This is a genomic window from Streptomyces sp. NRRL S-495, from assembly GCF_000966955.1.
GTDB lineage: Bacteria > Actinomycetota > Actinomycetes > Streptomycetales > Streptomycetaceae > Kitasatospora > Kitasatospora purpeofusca.
The window spans coordinates 12,910-27,216 of the sequence record NZ_JZWY01000084.1; the positions used below are offsets into that span (position 1 = coordinate 12,910).

Sequence of the window (14,307 nt, forward strand, 5' to 3'; positions counted from 1 at the left end):
CGCGAAGTTCTCTCTCGTTAAACTTTCACCGACTGCACACCTTCCGCGCGCCAAGCACTCCCGCCGCCGCTGCGCGTCGTTCACCAACCGTTCGAGAATGTCCCGAGTCGCCCCGACCATTCCGACGAGCGCCCAGGGCCTTCCGAGGAGCGTCCGGACCCCTCCGGCGAGCCCTCAGAGCCGGGCCGTCCAGCGCACCCGGGTGCCCCGGGCGTACGGCCCGGGCTCGTGCCAGGCGTCCCCGCCGAGCGCCTCGGCCCGCCGGGTCAGATTGCGCAGGCCGCTGCGCCGCCCGCCCTCGGGGATGCCGACGCCGTCGTCGGTGACGGTCAGCAGGACGCCGGGACGCCCGCCCCGGTCGAGCGACTCCGGGTCGCCGCCGACGGGCCGGCCGTCGTCGTCCAGGTGCACGGTCGAGTCGACCTCGACGCCGACCCGGGAGGCCCGGGCGTGCCGCGCCGCATTGGACAGCATCTCCCGCAGGGCGGCCAGCAGTTGACGGCCGGTCTTCTCGCCGACCAGGCTCTCCACCGGGCCGATGAAGGAGACCGAGGGCTTGAAGCCGAGCGCCGCCGCGGTCTGGCTGCACTCGCGCAGCACCCGGGTCCGCAGGGTGTCGGGCGCGTCGCCGTGGTCGTCGTGCTGGAGTGCGTAGATGGTGGTGCGGACCTCCTGGATGGTGGCGTCCAGTTCGTCGACGGCCTCGCCGATGCGGACCTTCACCTCGGGGACGACGGCCCGCCGGGCGGCCCCCTCCAGCATCATCCCGGTGGCGAACAGCCGTTGGATGACCAGGTCGTGGAGGTCGCGGGCGATCCGGTCGCGGTCCTGGAAGACCGCGAGCCGCTGCTGGTCGCGCTGGCCCTCGGCCAGCCGCAGCGCGAGCGCGGCCTGCGAGGCGAAGGTCTCGGCCAGCTGCTTCTCGCCGTCGGTGAACGGCAGCGCCCCGCGCGGACGCCAGACACAGAGGCCGCCGAGCACCCGGCGGGCGGCGACCATCGGCACGGCCAGCGAGGGGCCGAAGCTGCGGGCGAGCCGGATCACCACGGTCGGATCGGTGGACATGTCGTCGAGGTGGACGCTCTCACCGGCGAGCAGCCGGGCGGCGAAGCTGTCCGGCGGCAGCAGTTCGCCGCGCACGAACTCGGCCGCTTCCCCGGAGGCGTGGGCGACCCGCATCCGCACGGTGCCGGCGTCCTCGTCGGCGACCGGCAGCAGGATCATGCCCAGCGCGGCGTCCGCCAGTTCCCTGACCTGTTCGGCCGCGACGGTGAGGGCGATCTCCGCCTCGTCCCTGGAGAGCAGCGCCGTGGTGACGGCGGCCGCACCGGCGATCCACCGCTCCCGGCGCCGGCCCTCCTCGTAGAGGCGGGAGTTCTCGATCGCGACCCCGGCCGCGGCCGCCAGCGCGTGCACCACCTGCTCGTCCTCGGGGGTGAAGGCGCCGCCGCCCTTCTTCTCGGTCAGGTAGAGGTTGCCGAACACCTCGTCGCGGATCCTGATCGGCTCACCGAGGAAGGTCTTCATCTCCGGGTGGTGCGGGGGGAAGCCGTACGAGCGGGGGTCGGCGCCGAGCTCGGTGAGGCGCAGCGGCTCGGGGCGGTCGATCAGCGCCCCGAGGATGCCCCGGCCGACCGGCAGCTCCCCGATCCGGGCCGCCACCGCGTCGTCCACCCCGACGTGGATGAAGTCGGAGAGCCCGTGCCCGTTGGGGGCGATCACACCGAGGGCGGCGTACCGGGCGTCGACGAGCTCGGCGGCGCCGGTGGCGATCCGGTGCAGGGTGGCATGGAGGTCCAGACCCGCCCCGACCGAGACGACCGCCTCCAGCAGCCGCTGCATCCGGTCGGTGACGGCGGCGGCGGACTGCAGCCGCTCGGCCACCTCGGTGACCAGGGTGTCGAGGCCGAGCGAGGCGATCTCGGGGACGCGGTGCGGCGCCTGGTCCGCCTCCGGGTCGCCGGAAGCGGCGGACGCGGCGGTCCCGGCAGGCTCGGCGGGCTCGGGCAGGTCTGGCGTGGAGTCCATGACGATAAGCGTAGTTTGCGCTGATTTCTCCCGATGGACGGCACGACCGACCGCCGACACGCGGTCGGCGGTCGGTCGGAAACGTCCCCGGGGACACCCGCCCAGGGCTCAGACCGCCGAGGGGCACGCCGCCTTCATCGAGGCGGTCGCGCAGGGCGAGTTCGACTTCGGCCTCGTCTGACCGCAGGCACAACCACGGTCCGGCGCGGACGAAGGGCGCCGGACCGTGCCCGCTGTTGTACCGCATCCCGCGCCGACCGGCCGAGCCGGTCAGGCCACCAGGACGCCGTCCGTCTCCCGCTCGCGGTCGTGCATGGCGCGCAGCCGCCCCTCCGGCCGGGCCAGCAGCTCCGACCAGCTGCCGCGCTCGACCACCCGGCCGGCGTCCAGGACCAGCACCTCGTCCACCGTGCTGTCGTCCAGGCCGGCCAGCCGGTGGGTGATCAGTACGGTGCTGCGCCCGGCGGTGGCGGCGAGGAGGTCGGCGGTGAGGGCGTCGGCGGTGGGCAGGTCGAGGTGTTCGGCGGGCTCGTCGAGGATCAGCACCGGGAAGTCGGCGAGCAGTGCCCGGGCCAGCGCCAGCCGCTGCCGCTGGCCGCCGGAGAGCCGGGCGCCGTGCTCGCCGACCATGGTGTCCAGGCCGTCCGGCAGCGAGTCGGTGAAGTCCAGCAGCCGGGCGGCGGCGAGCGCGGCGCGCAGCTCGTCCTCGTCGGCGTCGGGCCGGGCGAGACGCAGGTTCTCCCGGAGCGAGCTGTCGAAGACATGGGCGTCCTGGGCGCAGAGGCCGATCACCCGGCGGACGTCGTCCCCGGCGAGCGCGCGACTGTCCACAGCCTGTGGACGACCGGCGGCGAGGACGACGCTGCCCGCGCGCTGGTCCAGGAAGCGCAGCAGCGTCTGCGCGAGCGTGGTCTTGCCGGAGCCGGACGGGCCGACCACGGCGATCCGCCGGCCGGGCCCGAGATCGAGGTCGACGCCGGTCAGCGCGTCCCCGGTCTGCCCGGGGTGGCGGGCGGTCAGGCCGCGGACGGCGATCGGCAGCGGCTGCGGGGGCAGGGCCCGCGCCGAGGCCGGTTCGGCGACGGCGTCCGGCGCGTCCAGTACCTCGGCGAGCCGCGCCGAGGCGGCCTGGCTGCGCCGGCGGGCCTGGACGGCGGCCGGCATCCCGGTGACCGCCTCGAAGGCCGCCAGCGGGGTCAGCACGACCACGGCCAGACAGACCGGGGCGAGCGCCCCGGACGCCACGCCGCGCAGCCCGACGGCCGCGGCGGCGGCCACCGTGAGGCCGGTGAGCAGGGTGATCAGCCCGGTGCCGAGCGCCGCGGTGGCGGCCGAGCGGGCGGCCAGCCCGGTCAGGGTGGCGTCGGCGGCGCGGACGGCGGCCAGCCGGCCCGGCAGCGCACCGGCCACGGTGAGCTCGGCGGTGCCGCTGAAGGTGTCCAGGACGGCGGTGGAGAGCCGCCCGCGCGCCGGGGCCTGCCGCCGCTCGGCGCCGGCCGACCAACGGGCCGTCAGCACCGGCACCACCAGTCCGGCCAGCAGCAGGCCGAGCCCGAGCACCAGCCCGGCTGCGGGCAGGAAGGCGCCCATGGCGAGCGCGGCGGCCGTGGAGACCAGCACCGCCACCGCGGCCGGGAGCCGCCAGCGCAGGTAGTGGTCCTGGACGGCGTCGACGTCGGCGACCAGCCGGGAGAGCAGGTCGCCCCGCCGGAACGCGGGCAGCCCCGCCGGGGCCAGCACGGCGAGCCGGCGGTAGACGGCGGCGCGCAGGGTGCCGAGGGTGCGCAGCACCGCGTCGTGCGAGACCAGCCGCTCGGCGTAGCGGAAGACGCTGCGCCCGATGCCGAAGGCGCGCACCGCGGTGACGGCCATCATCAGGTGGAGGACGGGCGGCATCTCGGAGGCCCGGGAGATCAGCCAGCCGGAGGTGGCCATCAGCGCCACGGCGCAGCCGAGCGCGAGCGCGCCGAGCAGCACCGAGAGCGCCAGCCGGGGGCGGACGGCGCCCGCGGCGGGGGTCGGCCCGTCCTCGTCCGGCGCCGGCGGTGTCGGACGCCCCCGGTGCGCGAGCACCGGGACGGCCGCCGGAGGGACGGCGGGAGCGGCCGGGCCGGCCAGCCGGATCTGCCGGTCGGCGGCGGCCAGCAGCGCGGGCCGGTGCGCGACCATCAGCACGGTGCGCGCCGGGTCGGCGGCCAGCGCCCGGACGGCGTCGACGACGGCCGCCTCGGAGGCGCCGTCCAGGTTGGCGGTGGGCTCGTCGAGCAGGACCAGCGGGCGGTCGTCGGCGAGCAGCACCCGGGCGAGCGCGAGCCGCTGGCGCTGCCCGGCGGAGAGCCCGGCGCCGTCCTCGCCGAGGCGGGTGCGGAGGCCCTGCGGCAGCCGGTCGACGAAGTCGAGGGCGTGCGCGGAGCGCAGGGCCGCGCGCTGCTGCTCCTCGGTGGCCCCGGGCCGGTGCAGGGTCAGGTTGTCGGCGACGGTCCCGGCGAACAGGTGCGGGTGCTGCGGCACCCAGGCGATCTGCCGCCGCCAGCTGTCCGGCTCCAGCTCGGCCAGGTCGTGGGTCCGCCCGTCGGCGGCGGTGATCCGGATCGTCCCGGCGGTGGGCGCGGTGAGGCCCAGCAGGACGCCGAGCAGGGTGGACTTGCCGGCGCCGGACGGGCCGGTGAGCGCCACCGTCCCGCCCGGGTGCAGCACCACCGAGGCGCCGTCCAGGGCGGGCGTGCTCCGGCCGGGGAAGGCCACCACGAGGCCCTCGGCGGCGATCACGGCCCCGGTCAGGTCGGGCGCGGGGACGGTGCCGCGCGGCGGCAGCGGCGTCTCCAGCACCTCGAAGATCCGGTCGGCGGCGGTGAGGCCCTCGACGCTGGAGTGGTAGAGCGCGCCGACCTGGCGGATCGGGAAGTAGACCTCGGGGGCGAGGACCAGGATCAGCAGCCCGGTCTCCAGGTCGAGGGTGCCGTCGACCAGCCGGAAGCCGATGGTGACGGCGACCAGCGCGACCGAGAGGGTGGAGAGCAGTTCCAGCGCGAAGGAGGAGACGAAGGCGATCCGCAGGGTGCGCAGGGTGGCCCGGCGGTAGTCGGCGGTGATCCGGGCGATGGTGGCGGCCTGGGCGCGGGCCCGGTTGAACACCTTGAGCGTGGGCAGTCCGGCGACCACGTCCAGGAAGTGGTGCGAGAGCCGGGAGAGCCCCTCCCACTGACGGTCCATCCTGGCCTGGGTGGCCATCCCGATCAGCACCATGAACAGCGGGATCAGCGGCAGGGTGCCGGCGATGATCGCGGCCGAGGTGACGTCGGCGCCGACGATCCGCAGCAGCACCGTGACCGGGACGGTCACGGCGAGCGCGAGCTGCGGCAGGTAGCGGGCGAAGTAGTCGTCGAGCGCGTCGACGCCCCGGGTGGCCAGGGTGGTGAGTTCGCCGGTGCGCCGGCCCGCCAGGTAGGCCGGGCCGAGCGCGGTGGCGTGGTCGAGCAGCCGGCGCCGCAGGGTGGACTTCACCCGGGCGACGGACCGGTGCGCGACCAGTTCGGTGAGCCAGCCGACCAGCCCGCGCCCGACCGCGGTGAGCACCAGCAGCGCCAGCGGCGTGCCGAGTTCACCGAGCCCGGCCCGCTGCTGGAAGCCGCGGACCACGAGTTCGGCGATCAGGCCCGCCTGGGCCACCACCAGGGCCGCGTTCGCCGTCCCCAGCAGGACGGATCCGGCGAGGAAGACCCGGGTGGTGCGGGCGTGGCGGAGGAGTCGGGGGTCGACCGGCTTCATGGCCTCAGCCCTGGTCGAGCGCGGTGGCCGGGTCGTGCCCGGGGATGTGCTGGACGCCGATCCGCTTGCGGAACACCCAGTACGTCCAGCTCTGGTAGAGCAGCACCAGCGGGGTGAACACGGCGGCCACGATCGTCATCAGCTTGAGCGTGTACGGCGAGGAGGCTGCGTTGGTCACGGTCAGGCTCCACTCCGGGTTCAGGGTGGACGGCATGACGTCGGGGAAGAGCGCGAGGAAGAGCATCGCGACGGCGGCCACGATCGTCGCCCCGGAGAGGACGAAGGCCCAGCCCTCGCGGCCGGCCCGGTTGGCGAGGAGCGCGCCGACCAGGGCGAGCACCGCGATCACCAGGGCGGCCAGGCTCCAGCCGTTGCCGTTGTCGGCCTGGGTCCAGATCAGGAAGACCGCCGCCAGCGCCGCGGCCGCCAGACCGGCCTTCAGGGCCGCGGCCCGGGCCCGGTCGCGGATGTCGCCGACCGTCTTGAGCGCGGCGAACACCGCGCCGTGGAAGGTGAACAGGCTGAGCGTCACCAGGCCGCCGAGCAGCGCGTACGGGTTGAGCAGGTCCCAGAAGCCGCCGACGTAGTTCTTCTCGGCGTCGATGTCGACGCCGCGGACGATGTTGGCGAAGGCGACGCCCCAGAGGAAGGCCGGGACCAGCGAGGTCCAGAAGATCGCCTCCTCCCAGTTCCGCTGCCAGCGCGGTTCGGGCCGCTTGGCCCGGTACTCGAAGGCGACGCCGCGCACGATCAGGCAGACCAGGATCAGCAGCAGCGGGATGTAGAAGCCGCTGAAGAGGGTCGCGTACCAGTCCGGGAAGGCCGCGAAGGTGGCGCCGCCGGCGGTCAGCAGCCAGACCTCGTTGCCGTCCCAGACCGGGCCGATGGTGTTGATCAGCACCCGGCGCTCGGCGGTGTTCCGGGCGAGCGGTTTGGTGAGGATGCCGATGCCGAAGTCGAAGCCCTCCAGGAAGAAGTAGCCGATCCAGAGGACGGCGATCAGGACGAACCAGACGTCGTGAAGTTCCATGGTGTGTCGGTCCTATCGATCCTGGGTGGCCTCAGTAGGCGAAGGCGAGCGGCTTGTCGGCGTCGTCACCGGAGGCGGGACCGCGCAGGGTCGGGTCCTCGGTGGGCGGCCGCTCGTCGGTGACCGGTCCGGCCTTGGCGTACTTGACCAGCAGCTTGACCTCGACGACGGCGAGGACCGCGTACAGCGAGGTGAAGGTGGCCAGGGCGCCGATCTGGGTGCCGACGCCCACGTTGGGCGAGACGGCGCTGGCGGTGGTCATCAGTCCGAAGACCGCCCAGGGCTGCCGGCCCATCTCGGTGAAGATCCAGCCGAAGCTGTTGGCGATCAGCGGGAACCCCATGGTGAGGATGCCGATCCGCCAGCTCCACTTGGTGAGGAAAGGGCCCAGCTCCCGCTTCGGGGTGAGCATCAGCCTCGGCACCTCGGTGTCCCCGGTGCGGAACTCCGGGTGGAGGAAACGCTTCTTCCTGGTGGTCCAGAGTCCGATCACCCCGGCCACGAAGGAGGTCATCCCGAAGCCGATCATGAGGCGGAAGCCCCAGTAGGTGACGAAGATGCTGGGGATGTAGTCCTTGGGGTCGCCGCCGTACTTGGCGGCCTCGGCCTCGGCGGTGTCGTTGATGCCGGGGACGGAGGAGCTGAAGTCGCTGTTGGCGAGGAAGGACAGTATCCCGGGGATCTCCAGCTCCACCGAGTTGTGGCCCTTGCTGACGTCGCCGACCGCGAAGACCGAGAACGGCGCCGGCGCCTTGGTGTCCCAGAGCGCCTCGGCGGCGGCCATCTTCATCGGCTGCTGGCGGAACATGACCTTGGCGAGCGAGTCACCGCTGAGCGCGGTGCCCGCGCCGAAGATCACCGCGAGCACCAGGCCGAGCCGCAGCGAGGTCCGCATCACGGCGACCTTCTCCGGGGCGGCGGCGGCGCTCCCCGGCTTGCGCTTGGCCTTCCAGAGGTGGAACGAGGCGATGCCGACCATGAACGCCGCGCCGGTGAGGAAGGCCGCGGTCAGGGTGTGCAGGACGACGGTGACGGTGGTGTCCTGGAACAGCACCTTGGCGATGTCGGTCAGCTGGGCCTTGCCGGTGACCGGGTCGATCACGTAGCCGACCGGGTGCTGCATCCAGGAGTTGGCCGCCAGGATGAAGTAGGCGGAGAGCACGGTGCCGAGCGCGACCATCCACATGCAGGCGCAGTGCAGCTTCCGCGGCAGCTTGTCCCAGCCGAAGATCCACAGGCCGATGAAGGTCGACTCGAAGAAGAAGGCGATCAGCGCCTCCATCGCGAGCGGGGCGCCGAAGACGTCGCCGACGAAGCGGGAGTAGTCGGACCAGTTCATGCCGAACTGGAACTCCTGCACGATGCCGGTGACCACGCCCATCGCGATGTTGATCAGGAAGAGCTTCCCCCAGAACTTCGTGGCGTGGAAGTACTTCTCCTTGTCCGTCCGCACCCATGCGGTCTCCAGCCCCGCCACGATCGCGGCGAGGCTGATGGTGAGCGGTACGAAGAGGAAGTGGTAGACGGTGGTGATGCCGAATTGCCATCGCGCGATGGTTTCGTGAGCGATTGCCAGTTCCACGTCGCCCTCTCTCCAACCGACCTCGTTCGAGGTCACATTTCGGACAAACCTCATCTATAGCCGGGGCCCGCTGCCCAGGTGCGCATGCTTGTCCGCTTGTGAACGTGAACACGTTCACAAGCTCAGTATCCACCACCCTTACGCGGAAAGAGCGGGCGGGGTGGGGTGCGACCGGCGGTGATGCCGTGCGCACAGTCTGCGAAGCGGGTCGCCGGGCCACAACGAGCAGCCGGGAAGGTGAGACGGGAAATGTGGACGGTACGTAGCATTGACACCTACTGCCCTGACAGAAAGGCATGTTCACCGTGCGAGCGATCATCGAAGCGATGGCCGGCCGGCTGGCCGGGGTGCCGGGCGTGGTCGGTGTCGTGCTCGGGGGCAGCCGGGCCCGGGGCGAGCACACCCCCGGCTCCGACTGGGACCTCGGCCTCTACTACCGGTCCGGCCATCTCGACCTCGACGCCCTGCGCGAGCTCGCCGGTCCCGGGGTCGAGGTGGCCGGACCGGGCGGCTGGGGCCCCTGGGTCGACGGCGGCGCCTGGCTGACCGTCGAGGGGCTCGGCCGGGTCGACTGGATCCTGCGCGACCTCGACCGGGTCGACCGGGTCCGCGCCGACTGCCTCGCCGGGCGCTACGAGGTGGGCGTCCAGGCCGGCCACCCGCTCGGCTTCTGGTCGCCCTGCTACGTCGGGGAGCTCGCGCTCGGCGTGGTCCTGGCCGACCCGTCCGGGGCGCTGACGGAGCGCCGGGCCGCGTACGCGGACTACCCGGAGCCGCTGCGGGCCGCGCTGACCGGCAGCACCTGGGAGGCCGGCTTCCTGCTCGACGGCGCCGCCAAGGGCGCGGCCCGCGGCGACACCCTGTACGTCGCGCTCTGCCTCGCCCGCGCCGTGGGGGTCCTGGTACAGGCGCTGTACGCGGCCGACCGCCGCTGGTGCCTCAACGAGAAGGGCGCCCTGGCGGTGGCCGAGACCCTGCCGACCGCCCCGCCCGGCTTCGGCCCGCGCGCCCGCGCCCTGCTCGCCGCCCCCGGAGGCGACCCGGCGGCCCTCACCGCCACCGGCCTCGCCGCCGCCCGCGCCCTGGTCGAGGACACCGAGGCCGCCCTCCGCCGCGCCGGGTAGGGCCCCCGGCGGCCCCTCCGGTCAGGCCCGGCCGAGCAGTTGGGTGCCCGGGGCGGAGGGGGCGCGGGCGGTGAAGTAGTCCACGAAGCCGCGCAGGAACTCCGCAGAGGTGATCACACCGTCCCCGTCGGTGTCCAACTGCCGGAAGCCGTGCGAGAGTTCGGCCGGATGCACCCGGCGGCCGCCGAACAGCACCCGGTACTCGGCGAAGTCCAGCAGGCCGTCCCCGTCGGCGTCGGCGGCCGCGAACACCGCCCGGAGCGCGGGCAGCAGTCCGCGCTCCAGGTACGCCGGGTCGCGGTCGCAGCCGGCCAGCGTGGCGGCGACGTACTCGGCCCGGGTCACCCGGCCGTCGCCGTCGGCGTCCATGCCCGCCCGCAGCTCCTCCCACCAGCGCTCGAAGGCGTCGTACACCCGGCCCTCCCCCTCCTCGGAGAGCTCCAGCTGCCAGCACACGTTGTGCGCCATCGCCCGGAAGTCGTGGGCGGTGAGGTGGCCGTCCCCGGTCTGGTCGAGCACCTCCCGGAAGAACCGGTCCAGCCGCGGCGGCCTGGTGTCCTGCCGGGGCGGCCGCCGGGGCCGGGAGGAGGAGTCCGCCCCGGGGACGCGGTAGCGGTAGCGGTCCGGCAGTCTGGTGGCCACCGCCCGGCCGCCGCGGTGCAGCAGCAGCGAGAGCAGCCGCCCGCGGCGGGTGGGCACCAGGCCGAAGCGCTCGCGGAAGACCGCCGGGAGGTCCGCGACGGTCAGTTCGGCGACCAGCCGGGCGACCACCGCGCTCAGCACCCGCCAGCCGACCGGGCCGAGCAGGCGCAGCCGGCGCGGACAGGGCGCCTCGCGCAGCACGTCGTACAGCAGAGTGCGGGCGGTGTCGGTGAACTCCAGCTCGTCGAGGACCGTCCGGCGCAGTCGGCCGCGCAACTCGGCGGCGGTGGCGGGCAGTTCCCCCGAGGACAGCCCGAACACCGCCGCGATCCCGGCGAACTCCCGGTACGAGGCTTCGAGTTCCTCCGCCGGGTAGGGCTCGCCGCTCAGCTCCCGCATCGCGACGACGCTCTCGAACAGGGTGAGCAGCACCCAGGCCCGGGTGGCCGGGTCGTGGGCGTCGTAGCCGCGCCCGTCCTCGGCGGTGCCGCGGATCCGCCGGTGCGCCCGGTCGAGCCGCTGGACCTCGCGCCAGAGCTGCTCCTCGTCGGCCTGGAACAGCCGGCGCCCGCTGGCCATGGTGTGCTCGACCCGGCGCCACGGGTGGCCGCGGTAGGTGGAGTGCTCGGCCATCCCGGCCGCGACCACCGGGTGGGCGGCCTGCAGCACCACCAGCCGCCAGGCGACGAGCACGATCCGCCACTCCGAGAGGTCCCGCCGGAAGGACCCCCCGGGACCCGCTGCTGACGCTGCCATCCTGACCGCTCCTGGGAGTTGTGGAACCTTCGGGTACGGGCGGGGCCCTTCCCGGCGGACCGGCGGGGAAACCAGGAGCAGAACTCATCGGACAGTCGTACTTGTCAGGCGCTGCCGTCGCCCACCGGACACCGTCAGGCGGGCTCGGACAGCGTCAGGCGGGCTCGGACACCGTCAGCAGCTCCAGCTCCGCGAGGTCCGCCGCGTCCAGCCGCAGCGCGGCGGCGGCGATGTTCTCCTCCAGGTGCGCCGGAGAGGAGGTGCCCGGGATCGCGAGCACCGACGGCGAGAGCGCCAGCAGCCAGGCCACCATCACCTGGGCCCGGGTGGCGCCGTGCCGCTCGGCGACCCCGCGCAGGGCCGGGTGGTCGGGCACCCCGGTGCCGCCGAGCGGGTAGAACGGGACGAAGGCGATGCCCCGCGCCGTGCAGTCCGCCAGCAGCCGGTCCTGCTCCGCCGTGCGGTCCAGCACGCTGAACTTGTTCTGCACCGTCACGACCGGGGCGATCGCCTCGGCCTCGGCGAGCTGGGCCTCGTTCACATTGCTGACGCCCAGGTGCCGGATCAGCCCCTCCTCGCGCAGCTCCGCCAGTGCGGCGAAGGGCTCGGCGATCGAGGACTGACTGGGCATCCGGCGCAGGTGCACCACGTCCAGCCGGTCCACCCCCAGCTCGCGCAGATCGCGGTGGACGGCGGCACGCAGGGCCTCCCGGTCGGCCGGCTCCAGCCACCGGCCCTCCGGGTCGCGGCCCGGGCCGACCTTGGTGGCGATCACCAGGTCGTCCCGGTAGGGGTGCAGGGCCCGCCGGATCAGGCCGTGGGCGGAGACGTCCCGGAAGAAGTAGAACCAGGCGGTGTCGATGTGGTCGACGCCCAGCTCGACGGCCCGGCGCAGCACCCGGACACTCTGCTCGGGGTCGCAGGCGGGCCCGTGCCAGTCGCGGGAGGGCAGCTTCATCGCGCCGAAGCCCATCCGGGACACCGGCAGGTCGCCGCCGAGGAGGAAGGTGCCGGCGGCGTTCGCGGGAAGTGCGGGAGTCGTCGTCATGACCCCAAGCCTCGGCCCGGCTCGCGGCGGCCCCGACCGATCTGGCAGTTTGCTGCCATGAGCACCGATCGGATCATCACCCTGCACGGCGAGCAGGAGCTCGTCCAGCGGGCCGGACACCTCTTCGTCGCCTCCCACGAGGAGTTCCTGGTCGCCGCCACCGATCTGATGACCTTCTCGGCGGGCGTCAACGCGGCCTTCCGCGAGGGGAAGCGGCCGCACGTCGTCCCCGGCCTCACCATGCGCAAGCTGTACAGCCGCCGGGCCCTCGCCGACCCCGAGTCGCTCCGGCGGCTGCGGCGGATCGCCGCCTCCGGCATCGAGATCCGGATCTCCGACGGGCCGATAGCCCGGGAGGCGATCGTCATCGACCGGCGCACCGCGATCCTGGCCGGCGCACCGGTACGGGGCGTGCACACGTACACCGTGGTGCAGGCCCCGGAGGTCGTCGACGGCGTGCGCTCGCTGTTCCGCGCCACCTGGGAGACCGCCACCGACCTCGCCGACTGCGCCGCCCCGCCGCCGCTGACCGAGCAGGCCCGCGACACCCTGCGCTCCCTCGCCGCCGGCCACACCGACGAGACCGGCGCCCGCCTCCTCGGCGTCTCCCTGCGCACCTACCGCCGCCGGGTCGCCGACCTGATGGCCGCCCTCGGCGCCTCCTCCCGCTTCCAGGCGGGCCTGCTCGCCCGGGACCTCCTCCGGGAGGAGGTCAGTCCCGCCGCCCCCCGGTGATGCCGGGCCCGATCGCGAACCCCTTGGCGGGGCCCTCGGGGACCACGGCGTCCTCGCCGTACGGCGTCCGCTCCGACCGGGCGTAGGCCCCGCGCTCGGGGTCCGGCCCGGAGAGGACGGGATCCACCCGATCGGGGTTTCAGCGCTGGTGGGGGAGTTCCAGGCGGAAGGTGGCGCCGGTGCCGGGGGTGGTGTGGAGGGTGAGGGCGCCGCCGTGGGCGTGGGTGAGGGCGGTGGCGATGGCGAGGCCGAGGCCGGCGCCGCCGCGCTGGTCGTGGCGGCTGCGGGAGGCGTCGACGCGGTAGAAGCGGTGGAACACCAGGGCGGCCTGGTCGGCGGTGAGGCCGGGGCCGGAGTCGGCGACCTCCAGCAGGCAGAGGCCGCCCTCGTGGCCCACCCCGATCCGCACCGGGGTTCCGGGCGGGGTGTGCTTGACGGCGTTGCCGACCAGGTTGGTGACCACCTGGCGGAGCCGGGCCTCGTCGCCGAGCACGGGCGCCGGACCGGGCGGGCCGCTGCCGGCCGGGCCGGTGAGGGCGACCGGGCGGCTCGGGTCGAGGGCGGTGAGGTCGTGCAGGGCATCCGCGGCGAGGGTGCGCAGGTCCATCGGCGCGAGGTCGAGCGGGCGCTCCTCGTCCAGCCGGGCGAGCACCAGCAGATCCTCGACCAGGGTGCCCATCCGGATCGCCTCGTTCTCGATCCGGCCCATGGTGCGCCGGACGTCGGCCTCGGCGGGCAGGGCGCCCATCCGGTACAGCTCGGCGAAGCCGCGGATGCCGGCCAGCGGGGTGCGCAGCTCGTGCGAGGCGTCCGCGACGAACCGCCGCATCCGACCCTCGGACTCCGCCCGGGCGGCGAAGGCGGCCTCGATCTGCGCCAGCATGCCGTTGAGGGCGACGGAGAGCCGGCCGACCTCGGTGTTCGCCGGGAGGGCCGGCATCCGGTGCGAGAGCTCACCGGCGGCGATCAGCTGGGCGCCCTCCTCGATCCGGCGCAGCGGCCGCAGTCCGGTGCGGACGGCGAAGAAGCCGAGCGCCGCGATCACCAGCAGGACGACGCCCCCGATCGCCAGGAAGGCGGTGCGCAGCCGGTTGACGGTGGCGTCGATGTCCTCGCGGGAGACGGCGACCATCACATAGGCGGCGCTGGGCGCGGGCGCGGCGAAGACGCTGACCGGGGCGCTCTGCCGCTGGACCGGCAGGACGATCGCCCGCCAGCTGCCCCGGCCGCGCTGGTCGGGCAGGTCGACGGGGGTGTCGGCGCCGACCGCGGCCGGGTCGAAGCCGTCCAGCTGCGGCGCCGGGTCGTTCTCCGACATCGGCTGGCGCACCACGAACTGCACCCTGCCGTCGGCGGACAGGTACTGGACCAGGTACTGGCTGGGCAGCGCCGCCAGGTACTGGCCGGCCCGCTTGCCGGTGACCGAGGGCTGCTGCCTGGGCTCCGCCCAGCTGTTGCGGGTCGGCGCGCGGCGGGCCAGCGGTTCGCCGAAGCGTTCCAGCTGCTCGTCGAGCCGCTGCACCAGCTGGTGGCGGACGGTGCCGAGCACCACCGTGTCGCTGACCACCAGGCCGGTGGTGACCAGGGCGAGCAC

Annotated in this window: 10 protein-coding genes; 2 read left to right on the forward strand and 8 right to left on the reverse strand. The window is 74.2% G+C overall.

Features of this window, described 5'->3' with window-relative positions:
* Positions 1-174 precede the first annotated feature (174 nt).
* From VR45_RS05860 to VR45_RS05875, 4 genes are all read right to left on the reverse strand, one after another.
* Entirely contained in the window at positions 175-2,028 is a 1,854-nt protein-coding gene (locus VR45_RS05860; protein WP_078896263.1) for a GAF domain-containing protein, read from the reverse strand.
* Positions 2,029-2,298: 270 nt separating this feature from the next.
* Complete coding sequence (gene cydD / locus VR45_RS05865) at positions 2,299-5,796, reverse strand: thiol reductant ABC exporter subunit CydD (RefSeq protein ID WP_045938595.1); 3,498 nt, start codon at positions 5,794-5,796, stop codon at positions 2,299-2,301.
* Between the two features lie 4 nt (positions 5,797-5,800).
* Positions 5,801-6,826, reverse strand: a complete 1,026-nt coding sequence (cydB, locus tag VR45_RS05870; protein ID WP_045938596.1) for a cytochrome d ubiquinol oxidase subunit II — start codon at positions 6,824-6,826, stop codon at positions 5,801-5,803.
* Between the two features lie 31 nt (positions 6,827-6,857).
* Positions 6,858-8,408, reverse strand: a complete 1,551-nt coding sequence (locus VR45_RS05875) for a cytochrome ubiquinol oxidase subunit I (protein WP_045938597.1) — start codon at positions 8,406-8,408, stop codon at positions 6,858-6,860.
* Positions 8,409-8,704: 296 nt separating this feature from the next.
* Between VR45_RS05875 and VR45_RS05880 the strand changes: the two genes are divergently transcribed.
* Entirely contained in the window at positions 8,705-9,532 is an 828-nt protein-coding gene (locus VR45_RS05880; protein WP_045938598.1) for a nucleotidyltransferase domain-containing protein, read from the forward strand.
* A 21-nt stretch (positions 9,533-9,553) separates the two neighbouring features.
* On the opposite strand, the gene VR45_RS05885 is transcribed toward VR45_RS05880, so the two are convergent.
* Together VR45_RS05885 and VR45_RS05890 are read right to left on the reverse strand one after the other, a co-directional pair.
* Positions 9,554-10,930 (reverse strand): EF-hand domain-containing protein, encoded by a 1,377-nt coding sequence (locus tag VR45_RS05885; RefSeq protein ID WP_045938599.1) that lies wholly within the window; start codon positions 10,928-10,930, stop codon positions 9,554-9,556.
* Positions 10,931-11,084: 154 nt separating this feature from the next.
* Positions 11,085-11,978, reverse strand: coding sequence for an oxidoreductase (locus VR45_RS05890; protein ID WP_045938600.1), 894 nt, complete (start codon positions 11,976-11,978; stop codon positions 11,085-11,087).
* A 57-nt stretch (positions 11,979-12,035) separates the two neighbouring features.
* On the opposite strand from VR45_RS05890, the gene VR45_RS05895 reads away from it, so the two are divergent.
* On the forward strand, positions 12,036-12,713 hold the full coding sequence (locus tag VR45_RS05895) for a response regulator transcription factor (protein ID WP_045938601.1): 678 nt from the start codon (positions 12,036-12,038) through the stop codon (positions 12,711-12,713).
* Here the strand turns inward: VR45_RS05895 and VR45_RS46695 are convergent.
* Entirely contained in the window at positions 12,691-12,840 is a 150-nt protein-coding gene (locus VR45_RS46695) for a hypothetical protein (protein WP_159394121.1), read from the reverse strand. The two genes, VR45_RS05895 and VR45_RS46695, sit on opposite strands and share 23 nt — an antisense overlap.
* Positions 12,841-12,852: 12 nt before the next feature.
* Positions 12,853-14,307 (reverse strand): HAMP domain-containing sensor histidine kinase (locus tag VR45_RS05900; RefSeq protein ID WP_045938602.1); only part of this gene is annotated, 1,455 nt, incomplete at its 5' end.

Coding starts and splice junctions, on each gene's coding strand:
- cydB (WP_045938596.1), bottom strand. CDS start 6,826: ATGGAACTTCACGACGTCTGGTTCGTCCTGATCGCCGTCCTCTGGATC.
- VR45_RS05885 (WP_045938599.1), bottom strand. CDS start 10,930: ATGGCAGCGTCAGCAGCGGGTCCCGGGGGGTCCTTCCGGCGGGACCTC.
- VR45_RS05860 (WP_078896263.1), bottom strand. CDS start 2,028: ATGGACTCCACGCCAGACCTGCCCGAGCCCGCCGAGCCTGCCGGGACC.
- VR45_RS05880 (WP_045938598.1), top strand. CDS start 8,705: ATGTTCACCGTGCGAGCGATCATCGAAGCGATGGCCGGCCGGCTGGCC.
- VR45_RS05890 (WP_045938600.1), bottom strand. CDS start 11,978: ATGACGACGACTCCCGCACTTCCCGCGAACGCCGCCGGCACCTTCCTC.
- cydD (WP_045938595.1), bottom strand. CDS start 5,796: ATGAAGCCGGTCGACCCCCGACTCCTCCGCCACGCCCGCACCACCCGG.
- VR45_RS05895 (WP_045938601.1), top strand. CDS start 12,036: ATGAGCACCGATCGGATCATCACCCTGCACGGCGAGCAGGAGCTCGTC.